Source organism: Streptomyces sp. NPDC025651 (genome assembly GCF_055558735.1).
Map to the genome: position 1 here is coordinate 384,383 of NZ_JBVHLZ010000009.1, position 21,179 is coordinate 405,561.

14 protein-coding genes and 2 pseudogenes are annotated in these 21,179 nt (G+C 68.6%); 10 read left to right on the plus strand and 6 right to left on the minus strand.

Going from position 1 to position 21,179, the window contains the following annotated elements:
- The first annotated feature begins 301 nt into the window (after positions 1-301).
- Positions 302-1,363: a DUF6236 family protein gene (locus ACZ4D5_RS30405; RefSeq protein WP_467775642.1), complete on the plus strand. Its 1,062-nt coding sequence runs from the start codon at positions 302-304 to the stop codon at positions 1,361-1,363.
- Positions 1,249-1,536: pseudogene (locus ACZ4D5_RS30410) on the plus strand (metal-dependent phosphohydrolase); the annotation flags it as partial. The gene ACZ4D5_RS30405 and the pseudogene ACZ4D5_RS30410, both read left to right, overlap by 115 nt.
- A gap of 4 nt (positions 1,537-1,540) precedes the next feature.
- On the opposite strand, the gene ACZ4D5_RS30415 reads toward ACZ4D5_RS30410, so the two are convergent.
- On the minus strand, positions 1,541-2,008 hold the full coding sequence (locus tag ACZ4D5_RS30415) for an NUDIX hydrolase (RefSeq protein ID WP_467775643.1): 468 nt from the start codon (positions 2,006-2,008) through the stop codon (positions 1,541-1,543).
- On the minus strand, positions 1,995-2,690 hold the full coding sequence (locus ACZ4D5_RS30420) for an XRE family transcriptional regulator (RefSeq protein WP_467775644.1): 696 nt from the start codon (positions 2,688-2,690) through the stop codon (positions 1,995-1,997). The genes ACZ4D5_RS30415 and ACZ4D5_RS30420 overlap by 14 nt, the downstream gene beginning before the upstream one ends.
- A gap of 55 nt (positions 2,691-2,745) precedes the next feature.
- Between ACZ4D5_RS30420 and ACZ4D5_RS30425 the strand changes: the two genes are divergently transcribed.
- The 8 genes and pseudogenes from ACZ4D5_RS30425 to ACZ4D5_RS30460 all read left to right on the plus strand — a co-directional run bounded on the left by ACZ4D5_RS30425 (position 2,746) and on the right by ACZ4D5_RS30460 (position 10,655).
- Positions 2,746-3,582 (plus strand): creatininase family protein, encoded by an 837-nt coding sequence (locus ACZ4D5_RS30425; protein ID WP_467775645.1) that lies wholly within the window; start codon positions 2,746-2,748, stop codon positions 3,580-3,582.
- Entirely contained in the window at positions 3,566-4,330 is a 765-nt protein-coding gene (locus tag ACZ4D5_RS30430; protein ID WP_467775646.1) for a phytanoyl-CoA dioxygenase family protein, read from the plus strand. Before ACZ4D5_RS30425 ends, ACZ4D5_RS30430 begins: the two co-directional genes overlap by 17 nt.
- Before the next feature lie 4 nt (positions 4,331-4,334).
- Positions 4,335-4,985: an L-threonylcarbamoyladenylate synthase gene (locus ACZ4D5_RS30435; RefSeq protein WP_467775647.1), complete on the plus strand. Its 651-nt coding sequence runs from the start codon at positions 4,335-4,337 to the stop codon at positions 4,983-4,985.
- 84 nt (positions 4,986-5,069) lie between these two features.
- Positions 5,070-5,999 carry a hypothetical protein gene (locus ACZ4D5_RS30440; protein ID WP_467775648.1) on the plus strand — a complete coding sequence of 310 codons (930 nt, stop codon included), beginning with the start codon at positions 5,070-5,072 and terminating at the stop codon, positions 5,997-5,999.
- A 42-nt stretch (positions 6,000-6,041) separates the two neighbouring features.
- A pseudogene (locus tag ACZ4D5_RS30445) lies at positions 6,042-7,571 on the plus strand (amino acid permease).
- 379 nt (positions 7,572-7,950) lie between these two features.
- Positions 7,951-8,160, plus strand: a complete 210-nt coding sequence (locus ACZ4D5_RS30450; RefSeq protein ID WP_467775649.1) for a hypothetical protein — start codon at positions 7,951-7,953, stop codon at positions 8,158-8,160.
- A gap of 534 nt (positions 8,161-8,694) precedes the next feature.
- On the plus strand, positions 8,695-9,348 hold the full coding sequence (locus ACZ4D5_RS30455) for a restriction endonuclease (protein WP_467775650.1): 654 nt from the start codon (positions 8,695-8,697) through the stop codon (positions 9,346-9,348).
- Between the two features lie 236 nt (positions 9,349-9,584).
- On the plus strand, positions 9,585-10,655 hold the full coding sequence (locus ACZ4D5_RS30460) for a hypothetical protein (protein ID WP_467775651.1): 1,071 nt from the start codon (positions 9,585-9,587) through the stop codon (positions 10,653-10,655).
- A 55-nt stretch (positions 10,656-10,710) separates the two neighbouring features.
- Here ACZ4D5_RS30460 and ACZ4D5_RS30465 read toward each other — a convergent pair whose 3' ends face one another.
- The 4 genes from ACZ4D5_RS30465 to pglY all read right to left on the minus strand — a co-directional run bounded on the left by ACZ4D5_RS30465 (position 10,711) and on the right by pglY (position 21,161).
- Positions 10,711-12,867, minus strand: a complete 2,157-nt coding sequence (locus tag ACZ4D5_RS30465; RefSeq protein WP_467775652.1) for a DEAD/DEAH box helicase — start codon at positions 12,865-12,867, stop codon at positions 10,711-10,713.
- 53 nt (positions 12,868-12,920) lie between these two features.
- A complete protein-coding gene (gene brxD, locus ACZ4D5_RS30470) occupies positions 12,921-14,273 on the minus strand; it encodes a BREX system ATP-binding protein BrxD (protein WP_467775653.1) in 1,353 nt (450 codons plus the stop codon).
- A 70-nt stretch (positions 14,274-14,343) separates the two neighbouring features.
- Positions 14,344-17,262: a BREX-2 system phosphatase PglZ gene (pglZ, locus tag ACZ4D5_RS30475; RefSeq protein WP_467775654.1), complete on the minus strand. Its 2,919-nt coding sequence runs from the start codon at positions 17,260-17,262 to the stop codon at positions 14,344-14,346.
- Positions 17,262-21,161 (minus strand): BREX-2 system ATPase PglY, encoded by a 3,900-nt coding sequence (pglY, locus tag ACZ4D5_RS30480; RefSeq protein WP_467775655.1) that lies wholly within the window; start codon positions 21,159-21,161, stop codon positions 17,262-17,264. The genes pglZ and pglY overlap by 1 nt, the downstream gene beginning before the upstream one ends.
- Between the last annotated feature and the right edge of the window lie 18 nt (positions 21,162-21,179).

Sequence of the window (21,179 nt, forward strand, 5' to 3'; positions counted from 1 at the left end):
TCCTCAATCAGCCTTTGGCTGCGGCGAGCTGTAGCGGGCACGACATCGTAGCCACCAGATCTCCGCCCACCTCACGCCAGCAGCTGCGCAACCTCCTGAGCGCACCCCCAAGACAAGGTCGCCCCGGCGCCTCCGTGCCCGTAGTTGTGCACCACAGGCGCTCTGCCGGCCTCACGAGTGTCGACCTTGACCCGCACCTCCGCCGACGCAAGCCCAGTGATCGACCCACAGCAGGTGTGGGTCATGATGACCGCGTGCCGCCGCGCTAAGCAACGGTGGCGAGCGATGGGGGGAACACGGGATGCAGACCATCGGCCTCTACTACCCGTACGTCCACGTCCAGAACGACGTCTGGCTGAAGACCGCCGCCCTCTACTGGCCCAGACTCGCCCGCGTGGTTGCCGACGGCTATCCGGTCCGTGATCCCGCGACAGCCACTGCCTTGGGTGATGGGCTCGATTTCTGGGAGGACCTCGATCCGAAGCGCGCCGCGGTCGCGATCGAGGCCCCCTTCCTGTCTGTTCTCAGCGAGCACGCTGCAGCTCTTCGGCATCTCTACTCGGTCCAGCCCGATCAGCTCCGTGGCGGCGACGGTGCCGATCCCTCGCCGCGGAGAGTGAATCGCGTCAACCAGTACGCGCCTCCACCCGCGCTGGGAGGCCCCGGCGGGCCCCGGAGATCTGCTCGAGCCGCAGAACTGTTCTGGGACGAGGTCTCCCCAGATCTCCGCGAAACCCTGATCAACGAGGGCCTCGCGCTGAACACCGATCGGCCCTTCGCGCGATCCGGATACGTGGACAGCCACTGGATATCCACGGACCCGATGCTGGCCTGGGTGTACAAGTGCGCCCTCACGCACGAGATCGCCTCCCGGAACCGCCTGCACCCCACCACGGACCAGATCGACGCACACCGCGCGGCTCAAGCCTGGGACGCTGCGCGTATATCGGCAGTCCTCCTGGGGCACCGTGTGGGACCGTCCGATGAGCCAGTGGCGGGGCGTCTCGGCCAGCTCGCGGTCCAGATGGTCCTTCCGGACAACATCGCGCAGGTCCCGGTGCAGAAGATTGTCGATCTGCGCAAGCGCCACGAGAGCGAGTTCAGCGCCTTCATGGGCGCTGTCTCTCTGGCGGCGGAGGATGTGCAGGGAGAGCTCGTCGGCATCGAGAGCCCCAAGATCCTTTCCTCCTACCTCGACCACGTACGGCAGGAGCATTTCCAGAAGCTACTGGATGACCTCAAGGCCGCCACTCCTTCGCGCTCCTGGAGGCCGAGGAACGCGGGCTGCGGGCAGAGCTGGCCGACGAGTTCCCGCTGCTCGACGATCCTCTGCTGGTGGACGCGTTGGTGTACTGCGATATGACCACGACGCCGGACGGCGGGCGTACGACGTCGGAGGAGCGGGTGGGCGAGATCCTGGGCCGCTACGGCGAGGACAGTGTCGTGGGGCGGTTTATCCGCCGGGCCGCACCTGAGATCCACGAGAGCGTGGGCCGGGTGCGGGCGGCGGCGAACGAGCTGGGCGTGGCGCTCTGAGCGACTATCCCAGGTAGGGGTAGGTGCCGGCCAGGTAGTCGCCGATCTGCTGGCGCATGCTGGGGTGGATGTCGTAGTCGTCGAGGTTGTCGGGCCGGACGAAGCGGACGCCGTCGGCTTCGTCGTTGATGGTGGGCTTACCGCCGATGGGGCGGCCGATGTAGGTGTTCTCGTACTGCTGGCGGATCTCGCCGTCGGTGTAGGCGACGATGTGGTGCGGGTTGGTATAGACGCCGAGGAATCCGGTGACTTCGGCGACGATGCCGGTCTCTTCCTCGCATTCGCGGACGGCGCACTGGGCTGCTGTCTCCCCGATGTCCTGGGCGCCTCCGGGCAGGGCCCATTGGCCGGTATCGCGGCGCCGTTGCAGGAGGATCTCGCCTTCGGCGTTCACGACGATCATGTTGCTGGCGGGGATCAGGGTGTTGGCCTTGGGAGCCTTGGGGTCGTTGTAGTACTCAATCCTGCCCACTGCGGTGGTGCTCCTTGCTGTCGGTTTTGTCAAGCGCCCACAGGCGCGCTGTCTTCCAGACCGCGTCGAAGCTCTCGTCGTACCGGTCGAACCATTCTGCGTTGGCGGTGCGGCGGAGCTGGAAGAGCGGGTTTGCGCTGGCTGGCTGGCCCCAGATGTGGGGGTTGACCAGGAGGTGGTCGTCGTAGCGGAAGATCGAGTTGTACAGCGTCGTGTCGTGCAGCCGGATCTCGCAGCCCGGGTGGCCGACGAGGGTGCGGTAGTAGGTGAGCGAAGCCCTGATCTTGGCGGCCAGGGTGTCGCCGATGCCTTCCTCGTGGCCACGGATGCGTACGGCTTCTCCCGTCGGATCGCCGAAGCACAGCCGTACTCGCACACCGGCCTGCGCGCGTTCCTGGAGCATGCGCGCGATGTGGGGGTTGGTCTGGGCGAAGAAGGTGCCGGAAAAGACCAGGACGTCGATCTGCTTCATCGCCCCTAACAGCAGGGAGATCCAGACGTCGCGGGGGACGCTCGCGCGGTTCGGGTACGTGTCCGCGATCTCGGACTGGGTGGAACCGAAGCGCGACGTCTTCTGGTCTGCCTCTGGCCACAGGTAAGTCTCGTCCACACGGAGCAAGTTGGCGACGGTCCAGCGATGTCGACGGTGGGGAACCCGGCCGCCGATCCAGCGACTGGCCATTTTGGGGTCGACGGCGCAGGCGTTCGCTCATCCGCCTCGGACGGCGAGGCAGGAAGTGACGACTGGCGGTGGGGACAGGTCGTACGGCAGGCTGACGGCCCCGCGCGTCACGTCCGAGCTGAGCGAGCGGTCGATCCTCTGCCTGCCGGTCGGGTCACTGGAGCAGCACGGCCCGCACCTGCCGCTCAATACCGACGCCGTCATCGCCGAGCGCTTCGCCGCCCGACTGGCCACGCACGTCGCGGACCGGCACGACCTCTGGGTCGTGCCACCCGTTCCCTACGGGCTCTCCCCCGAGCACGCGTGGGCGCCCGGCACCATCACCCTGAACATCGCGCTCTACACCTCCCTGATCGAGACGCTCGTGGGGGAGTACGTCCGCTCCACACCGGCACGGGCGATCCTCATCGTCAACGGCCATGGCGGCAACAAGGGCGGCCTTGAGGCCCTCGTGCACCAGCTCCAGCGCACCCACGACGTGGCCACCTGCGTGGTCAACCCCGGCTCCCTCGCCGCCGGTCAGCTCCAGGCCGACGGCGAGTTCCCCGAGGTGCACGCCGGCATTCGCGAGACCTCCCTCATGCTCGCCCTCGCCCCCGACTACGTACGGCTGGATCTCCTCCCGAGCGGGTCCATCCCCGGCCCCGGCCAGCGGGAGGCGATCCAGCGTCTCGTCTTCGGCCGCGGCGCCACCTGGCCCTGGTCGTCCGACAACCCCGCGATCTCCACGCACGGCGTCATCGGCGGCGACCCGCGACAGGCCACTGCGGAGCACGGCCAGACGCTCGTCATCGCTGCCCTGGATGCGTGCGCGGACGTCCTCGACCGGCTCGCCCCACCCGCATCGCACGAACCGACCGACGTACGGAGGGCCCATGAGTCTCACAGCTGAGGAGAAGGCAAACTTCAAACGGGACGGAGTCCTCATACGCCGCGGGCTGGCCGCCCCCGACCTGGTCAAGCGAGCCGTCACCCTGATCGACGCGTCGTACCGCAAGGAGATGACCGCGGACGACATACCCGCGTACTCCCGGCGCACCTTCGCCCCGGAACTTGGAAACAGCGCAGAACTGCTCTCCCTGTACACGGAGACCGGTGCGGTCGGGCTCGCTGGCGACCTGCTCGGCGACACGGCCCCGGTCACGACCGCCCAGGTCCAGATCCGTGTGCCCGAAGGCGAGTTCCCCGGCGTGCAACCCGAGAAAGCCATGCACGTCGACGGAGTCTCCTGCCCCCACCTGGACCCGCGCGAACTGCGCACGTTCTCCCTGCTCGTTGGCATCGTCCTGTCCAACATCAGCGACCCGCGGTGCGGGGCCCTGCACTACCTCCCAGGCGGGCACCTGGCCATGGCCCGCTGGTTCGCCGACAAGTGGTCACTCGGAATGACGGAGCAGGTTCCGCCGGAGATCGACTGCGAACGCGGGACACCGATCCTCGGCATGCCCGGGGACGTCCTGCTGATGCACCACCTCGCCCCCCACACGGTGGCCCAGAACCTCATGCCCTTCCCCAGGGTGATGGCGTACTTCCGCGTCTCCCACCCGGACCACGCGGGCCGTCGCCTCGAAGCCCTTCGCGACCCCTGGCTCGACTACCCGCCCCTCACGGACCTCCCCACGCCTACCTTCCAGGAGTAGCACCATGCGCACGATCCACCCCGGCGAACTCGACACAGCAGCCCGTGCCCTCGAAGGCGGAGAGCTCGTCATCGTCCCCACCAACCGCTGGTACATGATCTGCGCCGACGCCAGCAACGCGGACGCCTCCGGCAGCATCTTCACGGGCAAGCGGCGCCCCAGCGGCAAGTCCCTCGCCTACGTCGTGCCCTCGCTCGCCGTCTGCGAGCAGCACTTCCAACTCGGCGCCGAGGCACGGAAACTCGCCCAGCAGTTCTGGCCCGGTGACCTCGCACTCCTCCTGCCATGGCGAGACCCCGACGATGCCGCACGCCATGCCGCAGTCGGCTCGCCGACGCTCACCACCATGGCGCCCGGAGTCCTCGGCGAACTGGCGGCACGAGCCAAGGTTCCCGTCGCCGCGACGACGGCCAACATCTCCGGCGACGCGGGTCTGAACGACCGTGGTCCCGCCGTGACCCTTGCCGAGGTCCACGCCTTCCTCGCCGCCTCCGGCCTCGCGGTGTCCGTCATCGTCGACGGCGGCGTATGCCCCGCGGCCAACCACATGACGATCGTGGACTGCTTCACCCCGGAGGCGAAGCTCGTGCGCACCGGCCTCGTCCACCAGTGGGCCGTCACCGCGGCTCTTGGGCGGGAAGTGCGGCCTTCCTGATGGAGTTACCGAGCCGCGTTACGCGAAGACGGATAGCGAGGCCCCGGAGGCCGGCGGCCGAGTGGGGACGGGGATGAAGAAGGGATGAACCCCAGACAACTCCTCGACGCGCACCCTGCACGGGATGACGGGGCGCTACGCCGGGTCCTCGAAGACGCCTCCATGGGCCGCTGGGAGGGCCCGCGCGATCTGCTGGCTTCCACCGGGTCGGATTGGGACCGCCGGATCTTCCGCCTCCAGGTCCTCGCCGAGGCCGGGGCGCGGCTCCGGTTCGCCGATACCTGGGCGAAGGCCGAACCACGCTCACCACACGCGCTGACCCTCCTTGCGAACGTGCAGGCTCTGCGCGCGATGATCGCCGGGCGCGACAGCGGCTGGGGGCTGATGGAGGAAGCCTGGGCCACCTGCCGCACCGCCCTGGACATGTGGTCGCGGGATGTCGCCCCACTGATTGTCATGCTCGCGCTACTTCGCACTCACGCTCCCGACCGGAACACGCTCGGCCGCGTGTGGGAGGAGATCAAGCAGCGCGACCCGTGGAACCGCGAAGCGCACCACGAGGTCGTCACCTACCTGTTCGCCCGCCACCACGGCAAGCCGGGCGAGGCTGCGTGGTGGGCTGAGGAGCAGGCGTCCATCGCTCCCCAGGGCTTGCCCATCGCCGTCCTGCCCCTGGTTGTCCTGGCAGAAGCGCACCGGTCCCGCCAGGAGCAGGACCAGAAGGCGTACGGCCTGACGATCCACCCCTGGGTCGACTGTCCGCAGATCGACCCCGTGCTGGAGCGGTGGTGGCGCTACCGCGCCCCGCGCCCGCACGCCTGCTTCGCCGATGACGCCAACTACCTGGCCCACGCACTGTCGTTCGCGAACCGCCATCACGAGGCCCTGGAGGTCTTCGACGCGATCGGCCCGTACGCCACGCAGGTGCCGTGGTCGTACTGCGGCCAGGCCCACGAACTGTTCCTGCGGCACCGCGGCTGGGCCTACAGCCCGCCCCGGCGCCGGCACCGCTGAAGATCTGCCCCACCCCTCTCAAGTACGAAGGACGGAACCTCCATGCCTCTCGATGTCTCCCGTGTCTCCGACGAGGAACGCCTCAAGCAACTCGGCTACCAGCAGACGCTGTCGCGCTCGATGTCCGGCCGCGCGAACTTCGGCGTTAGCTTCACGATCATCTCGATCCTGTCTGGCTGCATGACGATGTACGGCTACGGCATGAACACCGGCGGCCCCGCGGTCATCATGTGGGGCTGGTTATTCGTCGGCCTCATGACCCTCTTCGTCGGGCTGTCTATGGCCGAGGTCTGCTCCTCCTACCCCACCAGCGCCGGCCTGTACTTCTGGGCCCACCGCATGGCCCCCAGACGATCAGCGGCAGCGTGGGCGTGGTTCACCGGCTGGTTCAACACCCTGGGCCAGATAGCGGTCACCGCAGGCATCGACTTCGGCGCCGCCAACTTCCTCAATGCCCTGCTCGATCTCCAATTCGGCTATGCCGCCACGCCCGGTCACACCATCACGCTGTTCGGGATCATCCTGGTCCTGCACGGCATCCTGAACACCTTCGGCGTACGCATCGTCGCCTTCCTCAACGAGGTGTCCATCTGGTGGCACATCCTCGGCGTCGTCGTCATCTGCGGCGCCCTGGTCCTCGTCCCCGACCACCACCAGTCGACCCACTTCGTCCTCGGCGAATTCGTCAACAACACCGGCTTCTCGTCCAGCATCTACGTGGTGCTCATCGGGCTGCTGATGGCGCAGTACACCTTCACCGGCTACGACGCCTCCGCCCACATGACCGAGGAGACCATCGACGCGGCCACCGCCGGCCCCAAGGGCATCGTCCGGTCCATCCTCGTCTCCCTCGCCGCCGGATTCGTCCTCCTCTTCGGCTTCACCTACGCCATCGACTCCTACACCGGTGCCCTCGACTCCAGCACCGGCGTACCCCCGGCACAGATCCTCATGGACGCGCTTGGCGCGGCGGCTGGCAAGTGGCTCCTCGTGGTGATCATCGTCGCCCAGCTGTTCTGTGGCATGGCCTCGGTGACGGCCAACTCCCGCATGATCTACGCCTTCTCCCGCGACGGTGCGCTGCCCTTCTCCAGGACCTGACACAAGCTCAACCCCGCCACCCGCACCCCCACCAATGCCGTCTGGCTCGCTGCGGGTGGCGCCTTCGTCCTCGGCCTTCCCTACCTGTGGAACAGCACCGCGTACGCGGCCGTCACCTCGATCGCGACCATCGGCCTGTACATCGCGTACGTGATCCCGACCTTCCTGCGGCTGCGCCTGGGGAGCAGGTTCGAGCGCGGCCCCTGGCACCTCGGTTCCTGGTCCACCATCGTCGGCACGATCGCCGTCGCGTGGGTCGTGGTGATCACGGTGCTGTTCATGCTGCCGCAGAGCTCCCCGGTCACCGTGGACACCTTCAATTACGCCCCGATCGCGGTCGGCGTCGTCGTCGCCTTCTGCGGCATCTGGTGGCTGGCCTCGGCCCGCAAGTGGTTCCTCAACCCGGCCCACCCCCGCAACGCCAGCCCCGCTCGCGATCACGCTCACGGACAAGAAGCGGCTCGCTCATAGATCGGCCTGAGTAGGCATCGCCGTGGCCCGCGCCAAAGCGGTGCGGGCCAGGTGAAGTCTGTGTGCGACAGCCCTAGCTGCTCGGTCGAGTACCTCAGTGCTCGTCACGCACCTGTACCACCGCTAATCCTGTGGCCCTTCGGCGACCTCGTATTCCACACTTGACTCCAGGCCGATACGAGGCAAGCCCGCTCAGCAGCGGGAACTGTCCATGCCTGAGCGTTCCAACCCGCAAGCCCGAGGTCACCACTGCGACTTGGGGCACTGCCTGTCGGCCACTCCGCTCCCGCAAGCACCTATGCCTGCACGTTCACACGCTTCCGGACCAGGGCACCACCACGCCTATTCCGGGATGCTCGACAAGAGAGGGAGGACCTACGTGCCGAAGCCCCCGCGCGTGGAATACGTCATAACCAAGCCCAACTCACCGACCTGGTGGAGGAAGAACCGTCACCTGGTCCTGCTCGTCGTGGGCCTTCTCGTTGGTGCGTGGCTGGTCAGCGACCACGACAGCACGGCCACGCCGTCCCCTGACCGGACGAGACCGGCCCACTTGAACGTGCCCGAGCCCGGCAACAGCGAGCGCTGAGGTTTCGGGCTGCCCCGGCTCCGCGCAGTGACTGGATGCCCGGGGCGTCCGCCACCTGACCGTCTGAGAACGGTGGGAACGGCTGAAGCCAGCCGAACGGGCCGTGAAGGTCGCAGGTCGCCGACTCCTCGACTCCTGGTGTGCGCGGCCGTCCTGGCCGAAAACGGTGCACTCCCGGTGATCGACCCCTGACGCGATGTCAGTGCTGCGTGCTGTCATGCGAACTACGCGGGGATGCGTGACCAACAACCTTGGCTGGAGGGGGAGTTTCTCCATGGCGGTTCAGGTGAAGGCGCATGTTCGGGGCGGGGCCCCGGTGCGGGCGCACACAAGGTCTCATCCCGGATCAGGGCAGCTCACGATCGCGGCCATTGTCGCGCTCCCGGTCTGGGGAGCCTCCGAGGGCGGCATCAAGTTCGAGGGTGAGGTCAAGACACCTCCGCCGCACCGCTCCCCTTCCACCGCGCCCGCACAGCCTGGCGGGCTCCGATGAGCCGCCGCCGTCCGGTACGGCGCACCTCGCGGCGCCGACCGATGCGCCGCCGTTCCAGGAAGCAGGACGAGCAGGTCGCGTTGCTGGTGGCCGCGGTCGTCGCGATCGGCCTGGTCGTCGCCGTCGTGCAGTGGCTGCTCGTGCACTGGTGGGTCCTCGTCCTCGCCGCGCTGGGTGCCGTCGGCGCGGGTGGGCTGTGGTTCCGGCAGGTACGGCAGCGGGCGGAGTGGGTACGCGTCCGTGCCCAGGCCCTGCGGCTGCGCATTGCTGAGATAGATGCCCTGGATCACCGTGCGTTCGAGTTCGCCATACGGGACTTGATGCGCCGGGACGGCTACCGGGCCGAGCAGCTTGGCGGCGCCGGCGACAACGCCTGCGATGTACGTGCTGTCGACCCAGCGGGCCGCGTGTGGGCGATCCAGTGCAAGCACCGCCGCGACGGCGACCGTGGCTCAGCCGTCGGCGTCGGGGTGCTTCAGCAGGTCAACGGCACCGCCCGGCAGATCCATGGGGCGGACATCGCGGTCGTCCTCACCAACGGCCGCTTCTCCTCCAAGGCGATCCCCTGGGGCCGGGAGCACCGCATCCATCTCGTCGACCGCCGCAAGCTCGGAGAGTGGGCGGCGGGCTCGCGCCCGCTGTGGGACCTGCTGGACCGCATCCCACCGCCGCGTCGGCCGACGATCCTGTCCTGACCCGGCAAGCGCAAGCGGCACGACGATTTCAGGCGGCTCCGCACGCGGATACTGCAGAGCCTGCCGGGCGACTCGTCTGCCTCTTCACCGTCGTTCCTTGCACTCCGTGCGCTAGTCACGGCCGCGGCGATCCGGTGTGCAATGGCGCTGGATACGGGATAGGTCCGGTCGAGTCCAGAAGAGGGTGAGAAGATCACATCGGCAAGCTCGGTGAACGGCAGGGGTGGGGCGAGGGCATGGCAAAGAGGTCCGCATTGCGGGGGTACTTGCTTGAGGAGGCCCTGGCCTGGTTGCTCCGGCACAGCGGCTACCGTCTGCTCGTCGACTATCGACAGGACGATGCCGAACTCATCGGATCAGGTGGCGCTCTGCGTGTCCGAGGCCGTGGCGCGGTCCATCAGGTGGACGTGCTTGGTGAGTTCGCTTTCACTCCTGCCTTTTCTCTCCCTGTGCGGCTGTTCCTGGAAGCCAAGCACTACTCGACCCCGTGCGAACTGGAGGTCGTGCGCAATGCGCACGGCGTCCTGCACGACGTCAACGAAAACTTCATGAGTCATGCCGGTACCCGGCCCCGGCGGCGGTACCAGTACACCTACGCGCTCTTTTCCGCCAACGGGTTCACGCAGAGTGCCCAGCAGTATGCCCTCGCCCACCAGATCTCCTTGGTGGACCTGTCCGGAGAGTCCTTCATATGGCTGCGTCAGGCGATCCGTACCGCTGCGGCCAGCCTCTACTCGGCGCAGCTCGCCCATGCCGTCGCGCGCTTCCCTGTGACGTGGCTGCGCAAAGTGCTCCGCGAGGCTCTCGGTACATGGCCGACAGGGGTGCCGTCACTGCCGGTCACTACCAACGCCGAGCAGTTCGAGGCTGCAGCCTCTGTGATCCTTGCCCAGTTCGTCGGCACCTTGGAACAGCACGCTGCGGCTGAGTTGCTGCTCGGTTTCCCTGCGGCCCCGTTCATCCTGCCGCTGGTCGCCGAGGATCAGGAGCAGTTCCTCGCCTATGCCGAACAGTGCCCCGACCACGCTGTGCGGCTGCGTCGGTCGGGGCAAGCCGCAACTGCTGAGTGGACGCTTTCCCCACGAGAAGACGAGGGCGCTTATCGTCTGGCCTTCAAGCTGCCGGAACACATTGAGGTGTGGATCAGCGGGGTTGAAGAGAGGGAGCGGCAACGCATCCTGGACATCAAGCAGCAGTTCCTGTCGAGCATCACGATCTACCGCATGAATGGCAGCGGTGTCCGCGCTTATCAACTCAGCTATGAGCCGAGCGAGTTGCGACCGCATCCTGACGGAGGCCAGCAGTAGATCAGCTAGAGCAGAAGAACTGCAACGGCAGTAAATCGCCCGTGTGCCGGGTTGTTTAGGTGCCCCATTCCATCCGTACGGGCTCGCGGGCCGTGGCGAGGGCGCCGTCGAAGTCGGCGAGGCGTTCGGCGAGGGTGGTGGTGGCGATGCGGGGCGGGAGGGCTACCGAGAACTTCAGGCCGCGGACGGCTCGCGGGTCGACGGTGGGCAGGGTGAGGGAGTCGGGGAGTTCGGCGCGGGCGGTCTTCCAGTCGGTGGGGGCGAGGTCCTGGCGGAGCCGGATATGGGTGTCGGTGGGGCGCTGTACGGGGTCGGCGAGGTTGCCGAGGGAGGCGGCGAGGGTGGCGTTGGCGCGGTAGCCGGCCCACGTCCACCAGCGGGTGGCGTCGGCGTCGCGGACCAGCAGGGTGCCTGCCGGGTGTACTTCGTGGGGTGCGAGGTCCAGGCGGAGTTCGGCGAGGGCCGCGTCGGCGCGGCGGGTGAGGCGGACGTCGGGGTCCGTGCCGAGGAGGACGTCGCGCATGGCGCGGGTGAGGGCGTAGGACAGGCTGCGGGCTTCGCTGCCCTGCCATTTGGCGATGCCGCCGTCCTCGACGGGTTCCACGAAGGCACGGCGGCGGGCCCAGTCGATGAACGTGACCTGCCAGCTGCGGCCGGCCAGCAGCAGGCGGCGCGGGCCTGGGCGTTCTTCGGTGAGGACGGTGGGGTCGGTGGTGCCGATCTCGGTGCGTCCGGCGAGCACGGTGAACTCGGGGGGCGCGGTGAAGGATGCGGTCAGCTCCATGAAGTGACGGCGACCGAAGTGCTTCTCGGCTTCGGGGCCGATGAACAGCATGCCGCCGTCGTTGTCGAGGAAGTCTTCCGCGACCAGGTGGGACAGGATGGGCGCGGCGGACTGGTCGAAGGGAGCCAGGCCGTTCCACTGCTCGGGCCACAGCCGGTCGCCGATGCGGTGTTCCTGCAGGGTGACTGCGAGGAGTTGTTGTGCGACGAGATGGCGGGGTGAGGGCGGCGGGGTGACGGGTTCCACCCAGCCTCGGGCCCACAGAGTGAGCAGGCCGGCTGCTTGGAGCAGGGTGTCGGGCCGTGTTGCGAGGAACAGGCAGTTGCGGGAGGTTCCGGAGCGGCGTCCGGTGCGGCCGATGCGCTGCAGGAAGGAGGCCACGGTGCTGGGTGAGTCGATCTGGATGACGCGGTCGAGGTCGCCGACGTCGATGCCGAGTTCGAGGGTGGAGGTGGAGACGATGACGCAGTCGCGGGCTTCGGCGAATGCCTGCTCGGAGCGTGTGCGTTCGTCGGTGGAGAGGGAGGCGTGGGAGAGGAACACGGTAACGTCGCGGGCGCGCAGCGCCGCACCGAGTTCTTCGACCTGTTTGCGGGAGTCGCAGAAGACGAGCCGTTTCTCGCCCTTGTGCAGGGCGGAGATCACCTTGGCGGCGTTGGCGAGCGATCCGACGTAGTCGAGCTCCACCTCTCCTGCGGGGCGCGGGAGTTCGGTACTGCTGGCGTTGCCAGAAGTGGCGGGCAGAGTGACGCCGGGGGCGACGACCCGGCCGGGGCGGTCGGCTGGGCTCGCGCCTTGGAGCCAAGTGAGCAGGGCGTCGGGGTTGCCTACCGTGGCGGACAGGCCGATGCGCTGGATGCGGTGGCCGGCGAGCCGCTCCAGGCGCTCGAGTACGGCGAGCAGGTGCCAGCCACGGTCGTCCCCGGCGAAGGCGTGCACCTCATCGACGACGACGGCACGCACCCGGCCCAGCATGTGCGCGTGGTCGGTCTTGACGCTGATGAGCATCGCTTCGAGGGACTCGGGCGTGGTGAGAAGGAAGTCGGGGGACTCGGTGCGGATGCGACGGCGTACGGACTCGGGGGTGTCGCCGTGCCAGAGGGCGGCTCGCCGCCCCAGCCACTGGGCGTAGCTGTCGACCCGGTGCACCAGATTGTTGAGGAGCGCCTTGAGCGGGGCCAGGTAGAGGACAGAGGTGCCGGTCCAGCGCTGCTCTCGCATGGCGGACAGCAGCGGGAAGGTAGCGGCCTCCGTCTTCCCGCCGGCCGTCGGGGCGAGCAGGACCGCGTCCTCGCCGTCCATCAGCGGATACACGGACGCCTTCTGCAGGGGTCGTAGATCGGGCCACCCGAGCGTGTTGACGATGTGGTGCAGGACTACCGGGTCGAGGCGATCCACCGGGTCGGTGCCGCGCGGCTGCTCCTGCACGTCTGTAACTCCAGGGCTGCTCGTCAAAGTTGGGGACTTCGGAAACTGGGTCGTCAGAGGTCGAGGTCGAGGTCGTCCGCCGAGGCGGCCGGTGCGGGCGCGGCGAAGTTCCGTTCGGTGGCGGTGAGATCACCGCTGCCCACGGTCAGCTTGTAGTGCGTGCGCGGGTCGAAGTCGGGGAACTGGTCGATCCGGTCGAGTACGTCGCCGACCAGCTTCTTCAGGTACAGCCGCGGTGCGACCCCGACCTTCCCGCCGAGAGCTCCGCCCACAGCTCGGGCCAGGTCGGTGAGGTAGACGTCGTCGGCGAGCTGCTTGATGCGATCGGGGGACTGGGAGCCTTCGGCATACAGGTCACGGATGGTGGATCCGAGTCCGACCAGCGATTCCTCGGTGAATCCAGGCAAGCGGATCTGGACGGCCCGCGGATTGTCGAAGCGCGGGTCCGTGGTGAAGTCCGTAGCGAGGCGCTGGGCGAGCGGCGCGAGTCGCTGGACGCCCTGCTGCCCGTCGTAGAAGGCGGGCGTGCCGGTGATCACGAGGTACAGGCCAGGGAAGCGGCCGGAGTGGACCTCGTCGATGAGCTGGCGCAGGGCGTTGAGTGCCTTGTCGCGGGCGTCGGAGCGGACCCGTTGCAGGGTTTCCACCTCGTCCAGGACGAGGATGAGTCCCGCGTGTCCGGCATCTCGGAGCACGGTGAGCAGGCCCTGCAGGAAGCCGAAGGCACCGAAGTGGTCGAGGTCGCCTCGGACGCCGGCGCTGCGCCGGGCGGCTGCGGCGACGTGCGGCTGGCCGCCGAGCCAGGACATCACTGCGGCGGCGGTGGCCTCGTCGCCGGCGTCCAGGGACTGCTTGTATCCGCGTAGGGCGGTGGCGAAGGCGGGCGCGTGCCGGGACACCTCGGCCAGGCGGGCGGTGAGCAGCCGGTCTACCGCCTGCGCCAGCTCCCCCTCGCCGGTGCCGTCGTCGAGGGCGTCTTCTTCCAGGGCGTAGAACCAGGCGTCGGTTACCGGGCGCAGAGCGCTGGGTGGGAAGCTCGCGGTGGTCAGGCGTTCGGTGAGGCGCCGGTAGACGGTCTCGAGCTTGTGCAGGGGTGTCTCGGTCTCCGACACCTGCACTTCGGCCACGGCGAAGGTGCGCCGTTTGGCGCGTTCGCCGAGCCAGCGAGTGAAGAAGGTCTTGCCGGAGCCGTACTCGCCGCGTACGGCCTTGAACACTGAGCCGCCGGCGGCGACGGTGTCCAGTTCTTCGTCGACTGCCTGCTCGAACCGGCCGAGTCCGGTGGCGAGCAGGTCGAGACCGCTCTCGGGGACAGCGCCGCGCCGCAGCGCGTCCACCACGGCGCGTCGGCGTACGGCCCCGACGGGGGCGGTGGCACCGGAGGCTGAAGATTCAAACCCGTTCACCGGAACACTCTCCCATCCGGCCGGACGCGGTCCCGCCGGTTCGAAGGCCGATGGGGTCGGTGGCATGGGTTCACAGACCGAACTGCTCGATCAGCTGGGCCCGGTGTAGGCGCAGGGTGCGGTTGTCGGGGAGGATCTCCAGGATCTGGGCGCCGTCGTAGTTGAGGATCTGGGCGAGCGTCGCAGCGAAGCCAGGGGCGCGGGTGGCCGGCTGGCCGGCGCGCTCGGCGAGGGCGGTCATCGACAATGTGCCCGCTTCGACGAGCGCGGTCAGCGCCTTCGGGAGGACCGTCTTGTCGCGTGGCTTACGGGCGAGCAGGTCCAGCTGCGTCCGGTACAGCTCGGTGGCCATGAGTCGCTCCACGAGTGCGGTGGCTGGGGCAGCTGCCGGGGCAGGGGAGGGGGCGACCTCCGTCTTCGAAGGCTCGGCAACGGCCTGCTGTGCAGGTTCGGCAGTTGCCTGCTGTGTCGGGGGCGCCACCTCCTCTTCGTCGAAGAGGCCGATGACGCCCTCGGGCACGGGCGGGGCGGACTTCTTGGACTGCTTACGCTGCGGGTGCACTGGGGCAGCGTCGTGGGTAGGCGCCGCTTCTTCCTCAACTTCGACTGCAGCCTCGGCGCCCTCCCACCACATGGGTGCCGGGTCGCCCAGCTCGCGCCAACCTGCGGGCGGCTCAGCGCCGAACGGCAGGAGGGCGAGCAGCGGGATGGTGAACTCGGCGAGTGTCGCTCCGCCGTGATAGCCCGCCTTTAGCGCGGTGTACCGGGCGTCGTGGTCGCGCAGCGCGACGATCCGCGATCCCGGTTCCGGCCAGACGACCCGGGGCCCGGACAGCTCGATCTCGGCCGGTGCGATAGGTCCGCCGGGGGTGCGATGGCGTGCCGAGCCGACGGTGCCGCCGGCCGCATCGAGCTTGCTACTGCGCCGCTCCACGACATGGCCGTGGTCAGAGGTGATGAGCACGGTCATGTCGTTCGCTCGGGCGGCGCGCAGAAGCGGTTCCAGGCCGCCGATCTCCTTCGCGGCCCATGCGCCGTCGCCGAGCTTCTGCTCCTTGCCGAGTCGGTCGTCCACGGTGTTGAGGACGACCGCGACGTGGGTGCGCTCGTCGGCCAGCGCCTCGGTGAGAGCGGTGGAGAAGGGCGAGCCGGTGTCGGGGCCGCGCAGGTCGTCCTTGTGGAATACGGCAGCCGGGGCCCCGTTCCAGCAGGGATGGAGAGGGAAGAGCCGCTTCTCGTCGTTCTGGTCGCCTTTCATCAGGGTGCCCGCGAACAGAGAGGTGCGACAGACGGCGGTCAGTGTGGGCAGTGCGGCAGCCACCGCCCGTCGGACCGGCACCCCGGTCGCTTCGGCGAGGGGGTCGAACTCGGCCCACTGGCCTCGTAGTTCTTCGCCGAGCTCGGCGGCGATCGCCGCACTCATGCCGTCGACGAGGAGCAGCAGAACCCGTCGGCCAGGACTCTGGACGACAGGCGTGACGACGCGGTTGAGGAACCTCTCCACGGTGAGCATGGAGCGGGGATCGGTGCCGTCCGTGGTCCACACCGCAAGCCGCTCGGAGAATGCCTGGTCCAGCTCCCTGCGCCGCTCGCGGACCTGGTTGCCGATCCGGCTGTACGCATCGGAGAGTGCGGCGTCCGCGTCGCCGCCCGCTTCCAGGTGTTCCAAAGCTCGGTCCACCCAGCCGAGTTCGTGGATCTGACGGGCGGTGCCGTCGGCCACCGAGGCGATGTCGGATTCGGGCTGGGTCGTGAGCCAGCGCCGCAGCCGTGCTGCCATCCGTACCCGCTCGATTCGGGCCTGGTTGGTACCGTCCGTGGCCAGCGCGTGCTCGACCAGGGCGGTGACGGCGGCTGCGACCTTCTCCCCGCCTCCGTCGACGAGTGCGTGGCCCGCCGTGGTGAAACGTGCGTCGAGTCCGGCTTCGAGCAGAGGGCTGGCCGAAGCGGCAGCTTGTGCCCCGAACTGCGTGACGAGCTGTGCGGCCCGCGTCAGGACGGGGTCGACGAGCCGGTGTTCTCTCCGGTCGACCAGGCTGCGGACATACGTCTCACCGCTCTGCCCGAAGAAGGTGAGGAGCCTGTCGAGATCGTCACCCTGGGCGGGCGGCGCCTCGCCGAGCCACCGCTCGGCACGCCCGCGCGCCCGGTACAGGTCGTGGTCGGCTTCCGCGTGCCCCCACAGCGCTGCGCACACCACCGCATACGCCGCCGCGTCCGCCCCGTGCTCGGCGTCCACCAGAGCGGTGACGATCCGGCCGGTGGAACCGCCCTGTTCGGGCTCGGACAGGAAGCGGGCCAGACCGGCCCGCTCCGGGCCGCGCAGGTCACGCAGGAGGTCCGGTCCACCGGGGGTGAGGGTCCACTGGAACAGTGCGACCGGATCGATGCGGTCTCCGTCGTCGTGAGCGGCCGGCCGTCCGAGTGGGTTCGTGTCGTGGCGGCCGAGCCGCAGGCGCCGCCGGGCCAGCCGGGTGAGGGCCTCGTCGCGGGAGAGCAGGCCCCTGCCGAGTGAGGGCCAGCCCCGGGTTGCGGCAGCGTCGAGAAGAGCTTCGGCCGCCCACTTCTCGCTGCGCAGCCGCCCGTCGAGGCCGCGCGCGTCGAACGCCTCCTGTACGACTTCCCAGTTGTCGACGGATCGGATCCGGCCGCCGTAGACACGGGCGAGCAGCCCGGGGTCGAGGTCGGTGTCCTCGCGGTCGGTGAGGACGACAAGGACCTTGGGATCGACGGGCTCCGCCGCGTCGAGATGGCCCAGGATCTGTTCGTGTACGGCGAGCACCGAGGGAGCCACGGCCACCCGTACCTGCAGCCCGCCAGCCGTCCGCTGCACGGCGGGCGCGTCCCAAGAGGGAGCGGCTCGCAGCAGCAGTACGCGGGGCGTGCCATCGCCGAGCCGGCTGCGGGCGGCGACGTACTGACGGACGGTCCCTGCGGACAGTCGGGCGGGGCCGACGGTCGTGGGGGCTGTGGTGACCGTGTCGGGCATCAGTCGACGACCTTCCAGACGACCTCGACGGTGGCGTTCGGGTTCTCGGCTGCGAGCGCCGCGATCTCAGCCTGCAGTTCGGCGGCGGCTCGGGAGGCGGTGGTACGCCCGCCGCCGGAGCGGGCCGCGGACCGCGACGGAGTCTGAGGCCCTGGCCCCGGCCCTGGCTCCGGTAGTACCTGCGGGTGGGCTGAACCGGTGTTCAGATCCACGCTCTCGGAGCTGGGCGGCGGTTCGGCGGGCGGCTGGGGCTGCTCGGCCGCGGTCCGCCGGGACCTCAGCAGGGACAGCACCTCCCGGCCGGCGGCGGTCAATACTCCGGGCAGGTCGGGGTAGTCACCGGGGTCGCCGGCAGCGGCGTCCCGCACCCGCTCCAGGATCGCCGCGCCGTCCACGTCGAGGGTGTCGGCCAGGCTCAGCTGGTCCCAGACGGTGTTCTGCAGCGCGTCGGCGACCTTCCCGGAACTCATCAGCGACATGCCGAAGCGATGTGGGGTGAAGTCGCCGAGGTCGAAGCGGGCGAGCCGGTCCACCACGGACTTGGCATCGATCCCGGCCTCGGTCACCTCCTTGACCAACTCCTGCGCCCGTCGGGCGAGAACGAGCCGGGGCGAGTCGTCGCTGAGCTGGAGGAAGTCGCGGTGCTTCTCCAGCTCCCCGACGAGCCGTCCGGTGTCCTGCGCGAGCGCTCCGGCAGCCTGCCTGATCTGCCCGGCGAACTGGTTGACGATCCGCCCGCGCCGCAACTGCGGTGCCCCCTTCCCGAGCATCGGCTCGAAGCGCTTGCGCGCCTCGTCCCAGTCGCTCTCGCTGGGCAGCTGCTGCTCGCGCAGCGCGTAGTCCCGCTTCAACTCGTTTGGTGCGGGCGCGGGTTCGATGGGCACCCCGCCGCGCACCCACACCCGGTCGGTCATCTCCGCATACGCGGCGGCCACCAACCGCTGCAACGGCTCCGGCAGCCCACGCCGATTGGGCAGCTCACTCCAGTCGCACAGCTTGACCAGGGTCGGCTCGGCGACGCCGTCCCGGAGGGCCTGGGCGTTGAAGTGGTCGGGCCAGGCGGTGGACTGCCGGTAGTACGCCTCCCGCATGGCGCCGAGACCGAGCCCGCCCGCGATCCGCGCCATGACCTTGCGGTCCTTGGCCTCTACCTCGACCTGTCCGTCACGGTCCTCGGCGGCCTTACGGACGTACTCGAAGACGGTCCTGATCTCGGCAGGCTTCACGGGCCTGCCCGAGCCGTCGGGGTCCAGGTCAGGATGCGCGGGGTACTGCTGCGCAAGGAGCTTGCCCACCAGATCGCGGGCAGCGGAATCCAGCGGCGCCCCGAGAGGGAGCCGCAAATCGGGTACGTCCTGTTGGGCGACCAGATGGTTCTCGAAGCTGAGGTCGACCACCCCTTCCTGCTTCTGCGCAAGCCCGTACGCCTGCCGCAGGGACAGGCTGACCCGCTCAGTGAGGACGACGAGCTGGGACTGGAGCATGCCCTTGGCGCGCTCCTTGTCGTCCGCGTTCAGGCTCCGCGCATACTCGGCATCGAAGCGGGCTTCGTCCGCGAGAGCCTTGTCGATGACGACGAGACGCTCGAAGTCGGCGCGGGAGGCATCCGTCAGATGGGTGGGAAGCCAGGCAAGGGTCCGCGAGTCACCGCCAGGCTTCTCCCGCAGGGCGCGCAGCCGCTGCAAGTCATCCATCGGGCCGAACTCGCCCTCGTCGTAAGGGAAGTCGACGACGAGGCGCCAGGCGTCGTCCTGACTGGGACGCAGAGTGGTCTCGGGCAGGGAGTCGGGATCGGCGACGTTCCCGAAGACCACCTCGACCTGCCGCTCGGTCCCCTTCCACACCAGGCCGAGTACGTCGTACGCGTCGAAACCGCCGGGACCATCGCTGACGCCGAGCGCGTCCTTGAGCAGGGCACGCATCTTGGTGCGCCGGTTGCCCTGGTTGTTGTGGACCTGGGCGTTGGCGAGGACGGCGTCCAGGTCGACGCCGGTGAGTTCCAGGCGCACCACCGCACCCGGCCCGGTACCGGTGACCTTTATCTCCGGGAAGTTCACCGCCCATTCCTTGGCCTTGTGCTCAAGGCGGCCGACCTCGGTACCCGCGATACGGGTGGTGATGGAACCATGGTTGAGGGCATGCAGCCGCGCGAGGGTGAGATCCGCGAGAGCGGGCACACTCGGCGCCAGTGCGGAAAGCAGCAGCGTCTGCAGCAGCCGACTGTCACCGGTGAAGTCCCGGCAGCGGGCCGTGAGCTGGGGATCGTTGAGGGTCTCGGGATGACGGCGGTACGCCTCGACCTGGTCCTCAGTGACCTGGTTGGCCTTCAGCAAGTACGGGCGCAACTTGTCCCGGTACAGCTTGTCGGCGGCCTCGAAGTGAACACTGGTCTCCCCGCTGAACGCCTTGTCACCGCCCCCCGCGATCGCCGGGTACAGATCACCGAGCGGCACGAGCTGCCCGAGCCGCCAGTCGTCGCGGTGATCGACGAGCAGCTGGCTCATCAACTTCAGACCGGTACGGGAGCGCTGCAGCGCGGCCGAGATGTGCACCAGCGTGTCCATGAACGCCGGCGGAAACGGATACGTCCGCCGGAACGCGGTCTCATCCGCCCCCGTGGTCGACTTGTCGTGACCGAGCAGGGTGTCCCACACATCCGGGCCGAGCTTTTTGGCGTCGGCGAACGCGGCCTCCACCTTCGCCTCGGCCTCGTCGGTGGCCGGCTTGAGCAGCCGGGCCTGTGCGATCTGCGGAAGGTTCCGGTCCTCGAGCACCACCTTGTCAAAGCGCCCACCACTGAACTTCAAGGTGTCCTGTACGGCGGCCTCGGCGGCCCCCGACATCTCCTCGCCGACCAGCTCGCGCAGATCGCGCTGGCGGGCGATGAACGACACGACCGGGATGGCGCGCCGTTCGTCTGCGCCCTCCACAAAGTTCGTGATCTTGTCGGCTTCGCGGGAGACGAACTTCTGGTCGTGGATACGAGAGGCCAGCCACAGGATCAACTCGTCCATGAACAGGACGAGCCCGTCGTAGTTGAGGTCCTTGGCGTGGGCGGCGATGATGCCGAGCCCCTTGTCCAGAGAGACGAAGCCGTCGGCGTCCTCGGAGGCGTTCCGCGCGAAGGAGGGGAACAGGGTCTGGGTGAGGTCCTGAACGAGCCGGGCCCTCAATTCTTGTGGCGTGGAGGGGCTCTCCAGGTCGAGGCTCTTGGTGTTGTCGTGTTCCTCCTGCGCGGCGACCGCCTGATCGAGCAGCTCGGTCGTCCAGGCGAACGAGTCACCCCACTCGTCCTCCTGGCCGTCACCGGCATCGGCGAGCTGCTCGATCACCCGCTCGTCGCCGTTCCGTCGACGCTGCTCGGCGAAGTCCTCGAACAGCCCGTCGGTCAGATAGACCTGCGGCAACGGGCATCCGGGGTGCAGCTTGCGTACGTGCTCCACGTACTTGCCGAGCACGCGCTGCTCCAGGGACTTGGAGCCCAGCATGTGGTACGGCACCAGCAGGAACTTGCGGTCGTCCGAGTCCAGCCAGGAGTGCCGCGTCCGTACGGGATCGAGATCCGCGCGGGCCCGAGCAGCCTGATTCCGCGACAGCAGCGCATACAGCACCGCCATGAAGTGCGACTTACCGGAACCGAACGAACCGTGCAGATAGGCCGCCTTGGACGAATGACTGTCCAGCGCCGACTTGATCAGGTCGAGCGCCTCGTCGAAGTTGCCGAGCAGCCGGTCGGTGACGACGTAGTCCTTCAGCGCAGCCTCGGCACCCTCGGGAGTGACCGCCTCGTTCAGCTTCAGCACGAAGTCGGAGGTCGACACCGACTCCGGGATGTCGATCAACTCGCGCAGCAGCGGCCGGTCTTCGGGGCGAGTGTTGCTCTTGCTCATGAACGCCATGATGTGTCTGCTTCTCCT

What these genes read in the sequence shown, in the direction of transcription:
- ACZ4D5_RS30405 (WP_467775642.1), top strand. Translation starts at nt 302, where the DNA reads ATGCAGACCATCGGCCTCTACTACCCGTACGTCCACGTCCAGAACGAC.
- ACZ4D5_RS30420 (WP_467775644.1), bottom strand. Translation starts at nt 2,690, where the DNA reads ATGGCCAGTCGCTGGATCGGCGGCCGGGTTCCCCACCGTCGACATCGC.
- ACZ4D5_RS30430 (WP_467775646.1), top strand. Translation starts at nt 3,566, where the DNA reads ATGAGTCTCACAGCTGAGGAGAAGGCAAACTTCAAACGGGACGGAGTC.
- ACZ4D5_RS30435 (WP_467775647.1), top strand. Translation starts at nt 4,335, where the DNA reads ATGCGCACGATCCACCCCGGCGAACTCGACACAGCAGCCCGTGCCCTC.
- ACZ4D5_RS30440 (WP_467775648.1), top strand. Translation starts at nt 5,070, where the DNA reads ATGAACCCCAGACAACTCCTCGACGCGCACCCTGCACGGGATGACGGG.
- ACZ4D5_RS30455 (WP_467775650.1), top strand. Translation starts at nt 8,695, where the DNA reads ATGCGCCGCCGTTCCAGGAAGCAGGACGAGCAGGTCGCGTTGCTGGTG.
- ACZ4D5_RS30460 (WP_467775651.1), top strand. Translation starts at nt 9,585, where the DNA reads ATGGCAAAGAGGTCCGCATTGCGGGGGTACTTGCTTGAGGAGGCCCTG.
- pglZ (WP_467775654.1), bottom strand. Translation starts at nt 17,262, where the DNA reads ATGCCCGACACGGTCACCACAGCCCCCACGACCGTCGGCCCCGCCCGA.
- pglY (WP_467775655.1), bottom strand. Translation starts at nt 21,161, where the DNA reads ATGGCGTTCATGAGCAAGAGCAACACTCGCCCCGAAGACCGGCCGCTG.